Consider the following 17,339-nt stretch of genomic DNA (forward strand, 5'->3'; position numbering starts at 1 on the left):
CGGGATGCCGGTCACGCTCGTCGGTGTGGACGAGCGAGGCCAGGTCGACCCTCCGGGTGTGGACGCCGGCCGCGGGCTGCCGCCGGTTGCGCCGCCGCGCGGTGCGGCGACCCCACCGGAGGAGGTGCCGCTCCCAGATCCGCCAGGGCCGTCGGAGGCCCTCTGCTTGAGGTCGGGATCGTCCTCGGGGTCCGGGCCGGCCGACGCTGGTTGTGACCTGGCGGTGGCCTGCGGCGCCGGCCGCGGGGACGTCGACGCGTCGGCGGCGCCGCTGCCCGCGCCCGGGTCGTCCGGGGTGCTCCGGCGGGCTGCCGCCACGGACTCGCCCGATCCACCGAAGCGCACCGCGATGGCGCTCAGCGCGAGCACCGCGGCGAGACCGGCACCGGTGACGATCCCGGCGGTCCGGCGGTTACGTATCCAGGCCCATTCAGCGACGCCGCGCACGAGCCCAAAAAGGCCCGCGAAGACCACCAGGCCCGCCACGGCAAGAAAGAAGACGATCATCACACCCCCGGAGGCAGGCAACGGGCTCAGCCTAAGAGGCCGACCGCCACCTTCCGCTACGCCATAACCACAGTGCGCTTCCAGCAGTGCGAAACTCGAACCGCAGCAAACTGTCCAGAGTCAGGATAGGACCGGACGTACCTACCAAGGTCACATCGGGCTGGCGTCACACCCGTCCGTGCAACTCTCCGTACTCGTCTGATCGCCGTCGCGCCGCGCGCAACCGATCACCGCAGGCCGCGAGGACTGCGCTCAGACAGCACCGTGCGGGATCCGCCGCAGGATGCCGTCGAGATCGAGACCTGGCGGAAGGGTGCCGAAGGCCAGGCCGGCGTCACCCCCCACCCGGGCCACGCAGAACGCGTCCGCCACCGCCGGCGGGGCGTGCCGCACCAGCAGCGCGCCCTGCAGGAGCAGGGCCATCCGCTCGACCAGCCGGCGAGCGACCAGCTCCAGCTCGACCGGCTCGTCGGCGGCGAGGAGAGCGTCCAGGTCGTGGCGCAGCCGGCGCCAGGCGTCGTCGAGGTGGCGGTTCCCGCCGGCCGCCGCGTCGATCTCGGCCGCATAGGCGGCGAGGCTGGCCGGCTCGCGGCCGAGGGCGCGCAGCACATCCAGGGCGTTGACGTTGCCCGAGCCCTCCCAGATACCGTTCAGCGGCGCTTCGCGGTAGAGCCGCGGCAGCCCCGAATCCTCCACGTAGCCGTTGCCGCCGAGGCATTCGAGCGCCTCGGCGACCATGGCCGGCTGACGCTTGCACAGCCAGTACTTGGCGAGCCCGGTCGCGAGACGACGGAACGCCCGCTCGCCCTCGTCGCCCTGCTCGGCCCGGTCCACCGCGCCGGCCACCCGCATCACGAGCGTGACCGCTGCCTCGGATTCCAGTGCCAGGTCGGCCAGCACGTTGCGCATCAGCGGCTTGTCGACGAGCAGCGACCCGAACGCCGAGCGGTGGCGCACGTGATGTGCCGCGGCCACCAGGGCCGCCCGCATGCCCGAAGCCGTCCCGATCGCGGAGTCGAGCCTGGTGAGCGCGACCATGTCGATGATCGCCCGCACACCCCGGCCCTCCTCCCCGACAAGGTGGGCCAGCGTCCCGTCGAACTCCGGCTCGGCGCTGGCGTTGCTGCGGTTGCCGAGCTTGTCCTTGAGCCGCTGGATGAGGAACGGGTTACGGCTCCCGTCCGGAAGCACCCGGGGCACCAGCAGGCACGACAGCCCGCCAGGGGCCTGGGCCAGCACCAGGAAGACGTCGTTCATGGGCGCGCTGGTGAACCACTTGTGCCCTCGCAGCAGGTACGCCCCGCCCCCGACCGGGGTCGCCCTGGTCTCGTTGGCCCGGACGTCCGAACCGCCCTGCTTCTCGGTCATCCCCATGCCGGCCAGCAGGCCGCGCTTGCTCGCCGGCGGACGCAGGCCGGGATCGTAGACAGAGCTCGTCAGACCGGGCAGATAGACCGCGGCGAGGTCCGGGGCCGTCCGCACGACCGGCACCGCGGCGTAGGTCATCGAGACCGGGCAGAGGTGGCCATGCTCGACCTGGCCCCACACGAGAATCCCGGCCGCCCGTGCCACATGCGCGCCGGGCCGGTCGGCGGCCCACGCGGACCCGGCCAGCCCGGCCCGCACCGCCACGGTGAGCAGCTCATGCCAGGCCGGATGGAAGTCGACCTCGTCGATCCGGTTGCCGTACCGGTCGTGGGTCCGCAGCACCGGTGGATGGCGGTTCGCCTCGTCACCCCAGGACTGTGCCTCGGCGCCGCCCGCGAGCCGGCCGAGCCGGTGCAGCTCCTCCACCTGATCGCCGGCACCCTCACGGACCAGCGCCGCCAGCAGCGGGATGTCGTCGGCGACGTCGTGGCCGACCAGCGGAGGCGGCTGGTTCGTCACCCGGTGGGTCGGACCGCCACCAAACGTCGTCATCTGTCGGACCTCCCGGTCTGCCCGGGCACCGTTGACGGACGAGCCCCGGCCCGCGATCGCTACCGGGACATCTTCGCCTGCCGACCGCGCATCCGCTGCCGACCGCGCACCCGCTGCCGGCCTCGGCCGGCGCGAGCGCCAGTGGGTGCACCCGCAGGAGCATCACCGGGAGCCATCATCCAGGCGACGTCAGCCGGGCGACGTCAGCCGATTCCCTCGGCAACGCTCCAGCCACGGACCATCGGGCGCGCACCCACGCACCTCAGCGCCATCTCGACGACCTCCCGCACCACCGGTTCGGCCTCCCTGCCATCGCGAGGCAGGTCATGGGCCATCGGGACCGGGCCGGCGAGCACCTCACCGATCGCGCCGGTCAGGGCCGCCGCGGCGACCACCGGATCCTGGGTGGGCAGCATCCCCGCCTCGACCCCCGCGCGGATCAGAGCCGCGAAGACATCCCGGTAGCGCCTGCGGAAGTCGCGCCGCTGCGCCTCCAGCGCGGAATCCGACGGCGCGACGAGCAGCGCGTGGACCAGCCCTCGACGCGCCAGCACCCGCCGGGTGAACAGGGCGACCGCCAGCACGAGGCGATCCACCGGATCTCCCGCGGCGGCGGCGAGGCCGACGCCCCGCGCCGGGCTGGGCTCGCCGGCCACCGCACGGATGAGCGCCACCTCCTGCGCCGCGGCTCGCCGGAAGACCTCGCACACCAGCTCCGACTTGGACGGAAAATGCTGGTAGACGGAACCGACCGACATGCCTGCCGCTGCCGCGACCGCCGTGACGGAGGCGCCGGCCCAACCGGCTTCGGCGACGAGATCCGTGGCCGCCGCGACCAACCGCTCACGGGCCGCGGCGAGCCGGTCATCCACAACGGCAGGGCGACGGTAGGGCACGGAGAGAGTGAACCATCGCCCACGCCCCTGAACCACGACGCGGGCAGAATTCAGCCCGGAGCGGCCAGCACGATCAGGCTACTGCATACCGTAACCGGGCGCGGCGCACGCGGACCCGAACCGACAGGTACGGACGCCCAGCGAAACCCTTTAACGAGAAATCGTTCCGGACACGGAGGATTCAGGACTGAGCCGGTAGCGAGACGCACCCGGAACAGCCCGACGCCAGACAGCCATGACCATCACCGCACCCCCACCATCCCGGCCGGGGCCCGGCAATCGATTTGACACCGGCTGGAACCAGCGGCTTTGAGTCACGCCCTTTCTACCACACCGACCATCCGCCGATCCGCGCGTAATCCCACGGGCTCGTCACCCCGACAGCCCTTTCTACTGCGCCCACTGCGCACCAGTAGCGCTGTGTCATGCCAGCCAAACCGCACGACAACCTGCCGCCCTCCACACAGACAAGACGAGGACCAGCACGTTCGCTCGACCACAAGTCGGATCACCGGAAGCGACGCCCTCCCACCATCCCGATCGAGGACATGATCGAGACTACGGAGCGTGCGACCGTCCGAGACCCGGCGGCAACGACTGTCCGACCTTGCCACCGCTACGCTTCCGCATGATCGCTACGTGCTGCGAAGCGGCCGGCGCCCGGCTACCTTGCGGCATGGAGAGACCACTGCGGGGCACCCGGAAGCCACGGCATCCCCCTGCCGCGAGAGTGGCCTACGGCCCGCCATCCGGGCCATCACTCGCACCACCGACGGATTGGCAGCCGTGGTCCCGCAGTGATCAGCGGCCACGCACCAGTTTGACCGCGCAACGATCATCGGCCGAAATGGCTCCGTGCTACACACATGACCTGGCGGATTCCTGGCCACCGGCAATTCGTCCGGCCGGGCACCGGTGACGAAAGAACGCGGCGACCTACCGGCCGGCGAAAGTCTCGAGACGCACACTCGTATGCTCTTCCTGCCGGGATTGCACAGACCGCGGCAATACCACGGTCCAGGTCGGTTCCGGCACGAGGCCGTCATGCCGACGGCGAGATGGTGGAACGGAAACCGACTGATGACGATGGCCCGCCGGCGGCGCCCGATGGCGACCGACGAACACGCCTGGCCACCGGTCAGGCGGCGGTTGTGGTTCCATAACCCGGTCCGGCTTGCCTGTTCACCCCTCCTGAGCGGCGTCTTCGCGATCCTCGTGCTGAGCGCGGTCGCACTGGTCGTCGGCGGGCGCTGGCTCGACGGCGCCGAGAGCACCCGCCTCACGGGCCGCGCGAATCTGATCAGGAACCTGGCGAGCTGGGAAGCCGGCACCGACGACCCGGCCGGCCTGCGCGCCCTGGTCGACAGCACGGCATTCGAGCGCGGCAACTCCGGTCTCAACAACCAGTTGGCAGCCAGGTTCCAGTTCACCACCAGCGGCGACACCACCCTGCTGGTCGCGTTGATCGACCGGTCCGAGGCTCCCCTCACGATCAGGCCGGCGCACGAGACCCTCGACGTCACGGACCTCGGGCCCGCATGGGCGACCGCCTGGCGCGGCGGCAACGCGGTGTCACCGGTGTTCAGGCTGAACGGGCTGGTCGTGCGGGCCACTGTCGTCCCGGTGGGCGGGGCCAGCCCCTGGGCCGTCCTCGTCAGCGTCTCCTCCGAGGAATCCGGCGCCCAGCTCGGCACCGCGCTGGGCGCGCTGCTGCGCCTGCCCGGCAAGGGCTCCGTATCGACAGTCGATCCGAACGGCGTCGCGCTGGTCTCCACGGACAGAGCGCTGATCGGAACCCGGGTGCTCGACCCGGTGCGGCTCGGCGACACTCGACGCTCGGCCGGCGAGCCCACGATCTGGACCACCGGCGGTGAGAACGGCTACACCCACATCGCCGCGGCCCAGCCGACCACCGGGTACTTCACCTACCTCGCCCAGCCGACCGGCCAGTTATACGCGCAGCTGCGGACCCAGCACTCCCACCGCATGGTCACCCTGCTGGTGGTGACGGTCGTCGCCGTCCTCTCGATTGCCGCCGTCGGTCTGCACGAGCAGACGCGCGCCCTGCGCCGGCGTGACGATCTACGCTCCCTGCTCGCCGCCAGCCGCGACATCGTGATGACCGTCTCGGCGGACGGCCTCCTGGAGTTCGTGAGCCCGGCGGTGCTGTCCCGGCTGGGGCACGACCCCGCCGAGCTTCGCGGGCGGCAGCTTTCGGCGCTGGTTCACCGCGCCGACATGTCCCGGGTCGCCGCGGTGCTGTCCGAGGCGCATCCCTCGACGGTGATGAACGTCCGGCTGTTGTCCAGCACCGGCGGCGAGCACTGGTTCGATGTGTCGGCGCGGCGGCTCGCCGACACGGTTCGTCCAGGACAGGTGGTCCTCACCTGCCACTCGATCGAGCGGCGGCGGGTTCTGCTCGACGAGCTCGGGTTCCAGGCCGAGCACGACCCGCTCACGGGCCTGGCGAACCGGGCGACCTTCGATGATCGCCTCGCCACCGCACTCGCCGACCGGGAACCGGCCGGGCCCGTCTCCGTGTTGTTCATCGACCTGGACCATTTCAAGCCGATCAATGACAACTACGGGCATGCCGCCGGCGACCGGGTACTGACCGTCGTGGCCGAGCGGCTCACCGCCGTGCTCGCCGCCGTACCTGTCGCGGGTGCGAAGGCGGCGGCCCCCGCGGCCGATGCCGTGCCGCCGATGGCCGCCGGCACACCCACGCCCTGCCGCTTCGGTGGCGACGAGTTCGGTGTCGTCCTCCCCGGCGTCGGCGAGGAGAGCGCCGCCGAGCTCGCCGAGCGCATCGGCGCGGTGCTGCGTGAACCGATCGCGCTGGACACGGCCGAGGTCACTGTCGATGCCAGCATCGGAGTCGGCGTCACCCGCGCCGCGTGTCCACCGGAACACCTGGTCCGGACCGCGGACGAGGCGATGTACCGAGCCAAGGCCGCGGGTCGCGGCTGCCACGCGCTCAGCGTCGCCGAGGCAGGGGCCGAGGTCGAGGCCGTAGCCCACACCACGGACCGCGGCACGGGCGTGAACAGCCACACGAGCGCAAACAGCCACGCGATCGTAAACAGCCGCATGGGCGCGAACAGCCACACGAGCGTGAACGGCCACACGAGCGTGAACGGCCACACGAGCGTGAACGGCCACACGAGCGTGAACGGCCACACGAGCGTGAACGGCCACACGAGCGTGAACGGCGATGCCACGGTCGACGCGGGCGTCGGCGCAGGCGCCGGCGAGAGCGTCGACGGGGGCCCGATCACGGGCCGGCATCGGACGGAGCAGGAGCCAGCGAGCCCGGCACGGACAGCGCAGTCGGCCCCGGGAAGCTCCGCAGCGTCGCGAGCGGTCCCAGCGCCGACAGGCGGCGAAAGGGCGATCTCGCGACGGTGGCGTGGACGGGCGGGCCGCGGCGGCCGCGGCCGCCGCGGGGCCGCGCCGTACCGGCCGGGCGGCAGGCGTCAGCGGCGGCTGACCGCCGTCTTCCCTGCCGCGACGGTCCTCGTGGTCCTGCTGGGCACGGCGGCCACCGGGCTGTCCGTGGAAGCCTCCGCGGGCGACCGGGCCCAACGGCAGCGACTGGCGGCCGGCGCGGCGCTCGTCGAGCACTTCGCCGAGTACGCGCACGCTGTCAGCGACCCCGCTCGGCTTACCGGTGCCGTCTCGGAGTTTCCGTGGGACCTCGACAACCACGCCGCCCTCGCCGAAGCCCTGCGAACCATGGCCGCGACGCCGATCGCCGGCCCCAGCGCACTTCTCGCCGTGGTCGATCGGACCGGCAGGCCGATGGCGGTCGAGCCACCCGGGGCGGAGGTGCCGATTCCTCCGGACAACCCGCTGTGGGCCCGCTCCAGTCAGGGCGGGGCGCTGACTCCGCTGCTGCCGGTCGCGGGCGGTGCCCGAATCTGCGCCGTCACCCCGATCCTGCGGGACGGCGTGACGGCCGCTCAGCTCATGATGTGCCCGACGAACATCCTGCCGGCGGCCCGGATCCTTCGCACGACCGACGGACTGTCCAGTGACCTCGGCCAGGGCGGCATCTCGATCCTCGACCAGAACGGCCAGGCGGTCCTGGCCTGGGACGGGACTCTGGTGGGCCGCGTCCTGGTCGACCCGGCCGAGCTTGTCGGCATCCGCAACGGCAAGCCCAGGCAGGTGCACTCGCGCAGCGGACCCGACACGATCGCCGTCGTGGCCGCGATCAAAGGCGGCGGTTACGTGCTGCTCGACCAGACCGCCGACGTGGTCGAGCAGAGTGTGCGGGAGCATCGTCCAGTCGGCAACGGGCTGCTCTTCGGCATCATCGGTGTGACGATCATCGGGCTCGCGGTCTCCAACCGGCGGCAGGAGCGCGCCATCCGCCAGGACCTCGACGAGCTCGGCGTCCTCCTGCACGAGGCGAGCGACATCGTCATCCTGCTCGACCGCGGCGGGCGGCTCGCCTTCGCCAGCGCGGCGGTCGGCAACCTGCTGGGCCGGGACGGAGCGACGATGGTCGGCCATGACCTGCTGTGCTACGTGCACCCCGACGACCGGCCCGCCGTACGCATGCTCCTGAACGCACCGCTGGACGGACCATCGCTACAGGATGTCCGGCTCAAGACGCAGGACGGCGCCTACCGCTGGTTCGACATCGAGGCCGCGGCCTGGGAGATGCCGGCCTCGGCGGGGCAGCCGCATGTTCCCGTCCTGACCTGCCGGGAGATCGGGCAGTGGCGGGGTCTCACCGAACAGCTGCGTCGACGAGCCCGCCACGACCCGCTCACCGGCCTGCCCAACCGGGCGGCGCTCGCGGAGCACCTGGAGACGATCTCGCGCGACCAGGCGGCCTTCGCGATCCTGCTCGTCGATCTCGACAGGTTCAAACCCATCAATGACACCTTCGGACACGCGGTCGGTGACCACGTGCTGCGCGTGGCCGCGGCGCGAATCCGGCGGATCCTCACCTCCGAGGGCGACACCGACACCGGCATCGATCACGAGGGCGACAGCCGCGACGACGACGCCGCTGGAGATGCCGCGTGTGGCTGCGCCGCGGACACCACGCAGTCGCTGTCGCTGGATGGCGCGCTGCCACTGGCAGGCACGGTGTCACTGGATGGCGCGCAGTCGCCGGATGGCACGCAGTCGGTGGTCGGCGCGGGCGACGGGTCCGGCGGAGCCGCCCTGGGCCTCGGGGGCGGTGAGCGGAACGACGAAGGACGACGCCGGTTGCGCCGGCCGTCGTCCTGGCTGTGCGGCATCGCGGGGCGGGCCTGGTACCGGCCCGAGCGGGGAGCGGTGTTCCGCGTGGGCGGTGACGAGTTCGTCGCCGTCCTGACCGGGTCCACCGCGCCCACCGGTGGGCTGGACGTGGAGACGGTGGCCTGGCACGCCGCGGATCGGATCACCTCGGCGCTACGCCGGCCCATCCTCGCGGACGGGCAGCTGGTGTCGGTGGGCGCCACCGTCGGCGTCGCGCTCTCCCGCGGGGTGGCCGACCCGCAGGCCGTCGTCGGGCTGGCCGACGCCGCCATGTACGAGGCGAAGCGGGCCGGCGGCGGCCCCCCGGCCGCACCGCCAGCACCTCCCGCGCGCCGCAACCGCGCCGGCCGGATCGCCCTCGCGGACCCGGCGGATCCCGCGCGCTCGCCGGATCCCGGGCATCCGATGACGCGAACGGACCACACAAACGACACAGTCAGCCGGGACGGTGTCGGCAGGGCAGGCAGCCCGCTTCCCGGAGCAGGTGTCGAGCACGTATGGTGACCAATGCTGGCACATCGCGACACGAGACCTCGTGGTTGCGCCATCCAGCATCAGGGTCGTGCCGTATGGTGTCGCCGTTCGGCTGACAGGCGGCGATGAGGTCCTGGTTGAGGGCGACCGAGGTGGCGCGTGCGGAACCCATGTAGTGGTGAGGCGCCCCGGCACGTCCGGCCTCGGGCGCTTGTGGTGGACGATCAGGAGATGATCCGGGTCCTCGCGGCGCGGGTGCTGGCCGACGGCGGCTGGGCGGTGGACACTGCCGCCGGCATCGCCGAGGCCCTCGCACTGCGGCCGCTGGAGTTCGACGCAATCATCATCGACACCCGGCTCGGCCCGGAACGAGGCACCGAGCTGTTCGCCCTGCTCCGTGCGCAGGACCCGCTCGTCTCCCGGCGCTGCCTCGTGCTCACCGGCGCCGTCGCCGACCCCACACCGGACGAGGTGGCGGTTCTCCTCAAGCCCTTCCGGGCGGACGACCTCCTCGACGCGGTCAACCGACTTGCCGGCCACCGCCCCGCCGAGAACGGCCCGTGGGACGGTGTACGCCCCGGGCGCGCCGGGTGAGCCAGCCGAGACCAGTCGGGCCGGCCCACGCAACCGAACGCCTCATGTTCCTCATGATCGCCTTACAGGAACGCGAGAGCCGGGCGCTGACCGACGCCCTGCACGACGGCCCGATGCAGGAGCTCACCGGCATCCTGCTGTCGCTGGCGAGCCTGCGCCGCAACCTGACCGAGGACCTGGCCGAACGGGTCACCCAGATCGAGACCAGGCTGCGTGACACCGCGGCCACGTTGCACCGGCCGCCGTCGCCGTTCCGTCCGGGCAGCAGCCCACGGCAGATGCTCGAGCTCGGCCTGACCCAACGGGTCGAGGGGGTGCTCGTGGAAAGGCTGTACATCAGCCTGGACCTCGATTCCGCCCCGCCGGTGCTGGGAGAGGTCGCCGTTCTGCTCGCCGCCGTTCAGTTGCTCCTTCAGGAGAGCGATCCGATACACCAGGCCGCGCGTGCCCTCGTGTCGGTGCGGGCGAGGCCCGAGGGCATCGACCTGGCGCTGCGGGTCGCGTATGCCGACACGGTTCAGCCCTTCGCCCCGGATCTCACGGCCGAGGCCGACGACCAGGTGCGGCCCGCCGGCGCCGACGACGAGGACGGCCCACTGGCCACGCGGGACAACGCGGCGAGCTGGCGGGAGCGACTCGCGCCGATCGCGCAGCTGTTGGGCGCCGAGCTGCGGACGGACCCCGCGACCGGCGCGTGGTCGGCCGCGGTGCGGTTGCCGCGGCGCGGCAACCGGCAGCGATAGCGGCAGCAGCAGCAGCGGCAGGCCCGGTTCAGCCGCCGCCGTCAGCCGACCAGGGGAGCGGGTACGGGCCCGCCTGTGTCGGGGCCTGGCCCAGCGCGGGCCGGGGCGTCGGGGCGGCGTCGAGCACCTCGCGCACCTTGGACAGCAGCACCCGCTCCGAGAACGGCTTGGTGAGCAGGGCGAGCCCGGGAGCGAGCGTTCCGTTCTGGGCGAGTGCGGGATAGGCGTACCCGGACATGTAAAGCACCCGCAGGCTCGGGCGCCCGAGGCAGATCCGCTCCGCCACCTCCCTGCCCAGCACCTGCGGCATGACGACATCCGTCAGCAGCAGGTGGATGTCGACCGTCAGCTGCTGGGCCATCGTGATCGCCTCGGGCCCGCTGCGGGCCGTGATCACCCGATAGCCGTTGCGGGCGAGGATGCGCCGGGTGAGCTCGCGCATCGCGGACTCGTCCTCCACGACCATGATCGTCTCGCCGCCGAACAGCTCACCGGCCGCCGCGACCTCCTCGATCGCCGGTACCGCGCCCTCGATCGCCGGCAGCATCGCGCTGACGGTGGTGCCGACGTCGACCGTCGAGATGATCTCCACGTGGCCGCCCGCCTGGGTGATGATGCCGTAGACGGTCGCGAGGCCCAGCCCGGAGCCCTCGCCCTTCGCCTTGGTGGTGAAGAACGGCTCGAAGGCCCGCGTGACCACGTCCGGGCGCATGCCCGTGCCGCTGTCGCTCACCCTCAGATGCACGAAACGCCCGGGGCGTGAGCCCGGATGGGTGGCGGCCGCCTCCTCGTCGACCCGCACGTTCGCCGTGTCGATGGTGAGCGTGCCGCCACCGGGCATGGCGTCCCGGGCGTTGACCGCGAGGTTGACCAGAACCTGCTCGATCTGGCCGACGTCGGCCAGCACGGGCCACAGGTCGGGGTACGCGGAGGTGTGCAGCTCCACGTGCTCGCCGAGGGTGCGGCGCAGCAGCTGCTCCATGTCGTGCACGACCCCGTTGAGGTCGAGCGGCCTGGGCTGCACGACCTCACGCCGGCCGAAGGCGAGGAGCTGATGGGTCAGCTGCGCGGCCCGGTCGGCGGCCCGTTGGATCTGCTCGATGTCCTGCCGGGCGGACTCCCAGCGGCCGCCCTGGATCTTCGCGGCGTCAGTGACGACCTCACCCACGAAGGTGGTGTAGTTGATGATGACCGCGAGCAGGTTGTTGAAGTCGTGCGCCACCCCGCCCGCGAGCTGGCCCAGGCTCTCCAGCCGCTGCGACTGGTGAAGCTGCACCTCCAGCCGCTCCCGCTCGGCCTGGGCCCGTAGCCGCTCCCGCTCCGCCTGCGCTTCCAGCCGGTCGGTGACGTCACGGATCGCGGCGGAGACGAGCAGCCCGTCGTCGGTCTCCAGCGCGGACAGCGAGATCTCGGCCGGGAACTCCGTGCCGTCCCGGCGCCGCGCGGCGAGCTGCATGCCCGCGCCCATCGGGCGTGGCCGCGGATCGCTGAAATAACGCTCGCGGTGGCGTGGGTGCAGGTGCCGGGCCGACTCCGGCACGAGGATCTCGACCGACTGGCCGACCAGCTCGTCGCGGCCGTACCCGAACAGCCGCTCGGCCTGCGCGTTCACCAACGCGATGCGGCCATCCGGACGCACACCGACGATCGCGTCCGGCGCCGCTTCCAGCAGGCCCCGGAACATCGCCTCGGCACGCTTACGACTTGTCACATCACGGATCGCTGCCGTGACGAACGTGCCGTCGGCGGTCTGGACGGCCGAGAGCGAGATCTCGGCCGGGAACTGGGTCCCATCCCGGCGAAGGGCCGCGAGCTCCATCCCCGCGCCCATCGGCCGTGGCCGCGGATCCGCCAGATAGGCGCCCCGCCGAGCCGGATGGGCCGCGCGGAACACCTCGGGAACGAGGATCTCCACCGGCTGACCGACCAGCTCCTCGCGGCTGTACCCGAACAGCCACTCGGCCTGGGCATTCACCAGGACGATGCGGCCATCCGGGCGAACACCGACGATCGCGTCCGGCGCGGCATCCAGCAGACTGCCAGGCGGGACGTCGGCATATCCCGCCAACGACAACTCCCAGACTGTGAACGATGTGTCACGCAATGACGCATGTTAGCCCGCGCCGCTTACCAGGATCGACCTCGTACGGATTGAAACGGAATCCTTATAAGGAACATACGATCTAGCCTGCCAGGTGCCGGACGCCGCACGGCCACGGCCAGCGGCGACCACGACCTGCGACCGGCTACCCGGGACCAGCGGGGAGCGGTAAGCAGTGTGCAGCGAGCGGTGAGGCCAGTCCGCCCCACGAAGGTGGTGCCAGCACCCCCGCCGGGGTGACCCCAGCCTGCTGGCGCCGACGGTGCCGAATCGGCTGAATATTGCCATGGCGCGCAACCGCAGGGCGGGCGACAGTACAACCAGCCACACCACGAACGACCACACCACGGGGAACGACCACACCGGGCGCGACCACACCACCGGGCGCGACCACCCGGCCCGCGGCGACGGCCCGGGCGCCGGCGTCCGGACGGCGGCCGCGGCGACAGCAGCGACAGCAGCAGCCGGCGCTACCAGGCCAGCGGACATCACCACAGCGAACGGCGACACGAAAAACATCAACACAGTCCGGACGACGCGTATCACCGTACTGCTCGCGGACGACAACCTCATCGTCCGCGAGGGTGTCCGGGCGCTGCTTTCCCAGGTCGCGGACATCTCGGTCATCGGAGTCGCCGCCGATCACGACGAACTCGTGCGGGCCGCCGGCCGGCTGCGTCCCGAGGTGGTCGTGACCGACATCCGCATGCCGCCGGACTTCACCGACGAAGGGGTACGCGCAGCCCAGCTCATCCGCGCGGCGAACCCGGCCACGGGCATCGTGCTCCTCTCCCAGTACGACGAGCCCGACTACGCGATCGCGCTGCTTCGGGACGGTGCGTCCGGCTATGCCTACCTCCTGAAGGAACGGGTCGCCGACCCCGATCTGCTGGCCCGGGCCATCCGCGAGGTGGCCACCGGTGGCTCCCTGCTGGACCCCGACATCGTCGCGGCCGTCATGACACCGGTGCGCGAGTCCGGGACGCTCAGCCCGGAGCAGGAGGAACTGCTGCGCGACGTCGCCCACGGGCGGCCCGTCGCCGCGATCGCGGCACGTCACGGCGACACCCCCGCCGCGGTCAACGCGGCGATCGACACCCTGCTGCTCCGGCTCGCCCAGGGCGCGAGTGCGGGGCAGGCCGGGGCGCTACGCCGACTGCGCATGCTGCACGAGGCGCTGATGAAACGAGAGGAGCAGGACGCCGAGCTCGCGCGGCTGCTGCCCAGTGGCCTGGCGGAGAAGCTGCGCGACGACGCGACGGCCGCCAGTCGCGCGGAACGCCTCGACGTCACCGTCCTGATGTCGGACATCCGCGGCTACTCGGGCATCGCGCAGCGCACGGACCCGATGGTGCTCGCGCACCAGCTCGACGAGCACCGACGTGAGATGAACGCGGCGATCCTCGACGAGGGCGGCAGCGTCCTGCAGTACGCCGGCGACGCGGTCGTCGCCGTCTTCGGCGCGCCGAATCCGACCAGCGACCACCGGGAGCGGGCGGTGCACGCCGCCCAGGCCATGCACCGCCGCCAGGACGCCCTGAACGAGCAGTGGGCCAGGCGCGGCGGCCTGGAGCCTTTCGGGCTGGGCGTCGGCGTCTCCACGGGCGAGGTGGCCGCGGCGCTGCTGGGCTGTGACGCCCGCCGGGAGTACACCCTGGTCGGCGACACGATGAACCTTGCCGCCCGGCTGCAGACCATGGCCGAGGCGGGCGCGACGATCCTCAGCGCGGCAACGGCGGCGGTGCTTCCGGCCGACCTCGTCGTCCCGCTGGACCCGCGCCCGGTGAAGGGGCGGGTCGGCGACGTGTTCGCGTTTCGGGTGCACCCCGCCTGGCCCACCCCGCCGGCCGGCGTGGCCTCGGCGACGGCTTCCGTGTCGGCGCCCGTGCCCGTACCCGTGGCCGTGCCGGTGTCAGCGCCGGTATCGGTGCCGGTATCGGTGCCCGTGTCAGTCCCCACGCAGGCGCCCGCGATCGGGGCGCGACGGGACGCGACCGGACCCGGGGCATCCCGGGCCGCGTCCGGCAAGTCTCCGCGCCGGCGTCGGAGGCTCCTGCGGCCCGCGGCCTGAGGGGGGCCTGGTTCGGCACCCGCCCGGTCCCGCCTGGTGCCCGTTCGATCCCTTGGGTCCCGTTTGACCGACCCCCTGACCAGGGCCGTCGAGTGGCCGGGGTCGGGCTCCGAGAGAGGATGAAGCCGACCGAGGTGCCGACCGAGACGAGCCGCTGGTGGCCTGGCCCGGCCTCGGCCCGACCGCCGGGCCCCCGCCGGACCGGACGGCCGGACAGGACGGCCGGACCAGGACGGCCGGACCAGGACGGCCGGACCAGGACGGCCGGACCAGGACCAGGAGGAATGCGATGACGCTGTCGGAGCGGTCAGTGCCGAAGGCAGGCCGTGGCGTGGCTGTCGTGACCGGTGGGAGCAGAGGGATCGGGGCGGCGTCCGCCCGGCTGCTCGCAGGATCCGGGTGGACGGTCTGCCTCACCTACCGCAAGGAGAAGGACGCCGCCGCGGAGGTCGTCCGGGCCTGCGACGCCGCCACGCGCGAGTTCTACGCTGCGCACGGCCTGCCCGGGACGCCGACCGGAGCGATCGCCGTCGCGGCGGACGTCGAGGACCCGGCGAGCATCCCCGCGGTGTTCACCGCCGCGGACAGCCTCGGCCAGCTCACCGTCCTGGTGAACAACGCCGGGGTCACCGACCGGGCCGCCCGGGTGGACGAGATGACGGTCGACCGGTTGACCCGCATGTTCACCATCAACACGATCTCGGTGATCGTGTGCGCCGGCGAGGCCGTGCGCCGGATGTCGACCCGGCACGGCGGGGCGGGCGGGTCGATCGTCAACATCTCCTCCGCGGCGTCCCGGCTCGGCAGCCCGGGGGTCTACGTCGACTACGCGGCCAGCAAGGGCGCGGTCGACACGTTCACGATCGGCCTGGCCCGGGAGGTCGCGGGCGAGAAGGTGCGGGTGAACGCGGTCCGGCCGGGGATCATTCTCACCGACATCCACGCGACCACCGGGGACCCCGACCGGCCGGCGCAGGCGGCGAGCAGCATCCCGGCCGGCCGGCCCGGCACCGCCGACGAGGTCGCCGACGCCGTGGCATGGCTGTGCTCGGACGGTGCCTCCTACACCACCGGCGCGATCGTGGACGTCTCCGGCGGACGCTGAGCCGTCCACCGGAGAGCACGCCCGGCCTCCGGGCGGGAACCGGTGGTGGGCCGGCTCAGCCCACCGGCCCACCAGCACCAGCCCCCGTCAACGCCCGGAGGGCGGCCGGAACATCACGAGCGCGGTCGGGTTACGCCGGGCGTAGCGCATCGCGGCACGTTCACACGAGCCGCTGACCCACTCCAGGGTCCACTCGACGTTGACGAGGCTGACGACGTCCGCGACCCGCTGCTGGAACTCGTCGTCGACCTCCTGCTCGGCGTTGCGGGAGGCGTACGCGACGCCTTCCATCCCGAACGCCCCGTACATGCCCGTGGACCAGCGGGCCCACCGCGACCACCGGTCACGCACGGCCACGACGACCAGCCGGGAACCCATCCGTGCCGCGAGCTCCGCCGCCAGCAGGACATCGGCGAGATCTCCGGCGTCTCCGGCGCGAAGGCCCACGATCACATGACTGCCCGACGTCGTCCGCGTGGCGAGTCGACGTCCTTCCGCCTGCTCCACGGCTCCTCCTCCACCGACGCCTACTCGGCCGCCAACTCGACCAAGAATGATGGCCAGATTGTGATGTGTGACGTCACAAAGGGGAAGTGGCAAACAGGATCCTTTTTCCTCCGACCGCCCCCTGGGGTGCGCGACACCGCTGTTCGGCGTAGCCGGCTGGCCGCCTGGTCCACTCGCACCATGAGGCCGGTTTCCGTCCCGGGATTCTGCCCCGCCACGGCGGCCTGTACTCGGATCGGTCGCGGGTGGTACACGAATCAGTCGCGCGCGGGCGGCACGGACACCGAGAATCGGTGGCTCCACGCAGTGGCCCCACCACCCGATGAAGTGCCGTTCACGCTGCGGAGCAGCTCCGAACACCGGAAGCGAGGAACTGACATGTCAGTGCTGGACAGATTCCGCCTTGACGGCAGGGTCGCCGTGCTCACCGGTGCTTCCTCGGGCCTCGGGGTCGGATTCGCCCGTGGCCTCGCCGAGGCCGGTGCCGACCTCGCCCTCGGCGCGCGGCGCACGGACCGACTGGCAGCCACCGCGGCGCTGGTGGAGAAGGAAGGTCGCCGGGCCGTCTGCGTCGGTACGGACGTCGCCGACCCCGCCGCCTGTCAACGTCTCGTGGACGAGGCGATTACCACCTTTGGGCGGGTTGACATCCTGGTCAACAACGCAGGTCTGGGTTGGGCGGCCCCGGCGACGCGGGAGACTCCGGAGCAGTTCCGTTCCGTCATCGACGTCAACCTCAACGGCTGCTACTGGATGGCTCAGGCCGCCGGCCGGGTCATGCAGCCCGGCAGCAGCATCGTGAACATCTCCAGCGTCCTCGGCCTCAAGAGCGGCGGGCTCCCCCAGGCTGCCTACTCGGCCAGCAAGGCCGGCCTGATCGGCCTGACCCGCGACCTGGCCCAGCAGTGGACCGCGCGGCGCGGGATCCGGGTCAACGCCCTGGCGCCCGGCTTCTTCAAGACGGAGATGACCGACCTCTACCAGCCCGGCTACGTGGAGGAGCGGGAGTCACGCATCCTCGCGGGGCGGTTCGGTGAGGTCGAGGAGCTGACCGCCGCGCTGGTCTTCCTCGCCTCCGACGCCGGCAGCTACGTCACCGGCCAGACGCTCGTCGTCGACGGCGGAATCACCGTCATCTGACCCGCGAGGGCGACCACTGCTC

10 protein-coding genes are annotated in these 17,339 nt (G+C 72.0%); 6 read left to right on the forward strand and 4 right to left on the reverse strand.

The genetic code is table 11. The annotated features are described in order from the left end of the window. Positions 1–759: 759 nt before the first annotated feature. Together ACG83_RS22530 and ACG83_RS22535 are read right to left on the reverse strand one after the other, a co-directional pair. The gene (locus ACG83_RS22530; protein WP_054568222.1) at positions 760–2,427 is read right to left on the reverse strand and encodes an acyl-CoA dehydrogenase family protein; all 1,668 of its coding nucleotides are present in this window, start codon (positions 2,425–2,427) and stop codon (positions 760–762) included. 203 nt (positions 2,428–2,630) lie between these two features. Then, positions 2,631–3,323 (reverse strand): TetR/AcrR family transcriptional regulator, encoded by a 693-nt coding sequence (locus ACG83_RS22535; protein WP_054568223.1) that lies wholly within the window; start codon positions 3,321–3,323, stop codon positions 2,631–2,633. A 1,044-nt stretch (positions 3,324–4,367) separates the two neighbouring features. On the opposite strand from ACG83_RS22535, the gene ACG83_RS22540 reads away from it, so the two are divergent. From ACG83_RS22540 to ACG83_RS22550, 3 genes are all read left to right on the forward strand, one after another. Then, positions 4,368–9,086, forward strand: coding sequence for a diguanylate cyclase domain-containing protein (locus tag ACG83_RS22540; RefSeq protein WP_054568224.1), 4,719 nt, complete (start codon positions 4,368–4,370; stop codon positions 9,084–9,086). A gap of 186 nt (positions 9,087–9,272) precedes the next feature. Next, positions 9,273–9,650: a response regulator gene (locus ACG83_RS22545; protein ID WP_235498100.1), complete on the forward strand. Its 378-nt coding sequence runs from the start codon at positions 9,273–9,275 to the stop codon at positions 9,648–9,650. A 44-nt stretch (positions 9,651–9,694) separates the two neighbouring features. Then, complete coding sequence (locus ACG83_RS22550; protein ID WP_054568226.1) at positions 9,695–10,393, forward strand: hypothetical protein; 699 nt, start codon at positions 9,695–9,697, stop codon at positions 10,391–10,393. A 28-nt stretch (positions 10,394–10,421) separates the two neighbouring features. On the opposite strand, the gene ACG83_RS22555 is transcribed toward ACG83_RS22550, so the two are convergent. Next, the gene (locus ACG83_RS22555) at positions 10,422–12,461 is read right to left on the reverse strand and encodes a PAS domain-containing sensor histidine kinase (protein WP_054568568.1); all 2,040 of its coding nucleotides are present in this window, start codon (positions 12,459–12,461) and stop codon (positions 10,422–10,424) included. 319 nt (positions 12,462–12,780) lie between these two features. Here ACG83_RS22555 and ACG83_RS22560 point away from each other — a divergent pair, with 319 nt between their 5' ends. Both ACG83_RS22560 and ACG83_RS22565 read left to right on the forward strand, forming a co-directional pair. Then, on the forward strand, positions 12,781–14,565 hold the full coding sequence (locus ACG83_RS22560) for an adenylate/guanylate cyclase domain-containing protein (RefSeq protein ID WP_083473459.1): 1,785 nt from the start codon (positions 12,781–12,783) through the stop codon (positions 14,563–14,565). 289 nt (positions 14,566–14,854) lie between these two features. Then, the gene (locus ACG83_RS22565) at positions 14,855–15,670 is read left to right on the forward strand and encodes an SDR family oxidoreductase (RefSeq protein ID WP_054568227.1); all 816 of its coding nucleotides are present in this window, start codon (positions 14,855–14,857) and stop codon (positions 15,668–15,670) included. A gap of 87 nt (positions 15,671–15,757) precedes the next feature. Here ACG83_RS22565 and ACG83_RS22570 read toward each other — a convergent pair whose 3' ends face one another. Next, positions 15,758–16,177, reverse strand: a complete 420-nt coding sequence (locus ACG83_RS22570) for a hypothetical protein (protein ID WP_006540014.1) — start codon at positions 16,175–16,177, stop codon at positions 15,758–15,760. A 378-nt stretch (positions 16,178–16,555) separates the two neighbouring features. Between ACG83_RS22570 and ACG83_RS22575 the strand changes: the two genes are divergently transcribed. Further along, positions 16,556–17,317, forward strand: coding sequence for an SDR family NAD(P)-dependent oxidoreductase (locus tag ACG83_RS22575; protein ID WP_054568228.1), 762 nt, complete (start codon positions 16,556–16,558; stop codon positions 17,315–17,317). The last annotated feature ends 22 nt before the right edge of the window (positions 17,318–17,339 follow it).

Source organism: Frankia sp. R43, assembly GCF_001306465.1.
Taxonomy (GTDB): domain Bacteria; phylum Actinomycetota; class Actinomycetes; order Frankiales; family Frankiaceae; genus Parafrankia; species Parafrankia irregularis.

Excerpts from the sequence above, each read along its gene's own strand:
- ACG83_RS22530 (WP_054568222.1), bottom strand. The coding sequence starts at position 2,427 with ATGACGACGTTTGGTGGCGGTCCGACCCACCGGGTGACGAACCAGCCG.
- ACG83_RS22540 (WP_054568224.1), top strand. The coding sequence starts at position 4,368 with ATGCCGACGGCGAGATGGTGGAACGGAAACCGACTGATGACGATGGCC.
- ACG83_RS22550 (WP_054568226.1), top strand. The coding sequence starts at position 9,695 with ATGTTCCTCATGATCGCCTTACAGGAACGCGAGAGCCGGGCGCTGACC.
- ACG83_RS22560 (WP_083473459.1), top strand. The coding sequence starts at position 12,781 with ATGGCGCGCAACCGCAGGGCGGGCGACAGTACAACCAGCCACACCACG.
- ACG83_RS22565 (WP_054568227.1), top strand. The coding sequence starts at position 14,855 with ATGACGCTGTCGGAGCGGTCAGTGCCGAAGGCAGGCCGTGGCGTGGCT.
- ACG83_RS22575 (WP_054568228.1), top strand. The coding sequence starts at position 16,556 with ATGTCAGTGCTGGACAGATTCCGCCTTGACGGCAGGGTCGCCGTGCTC.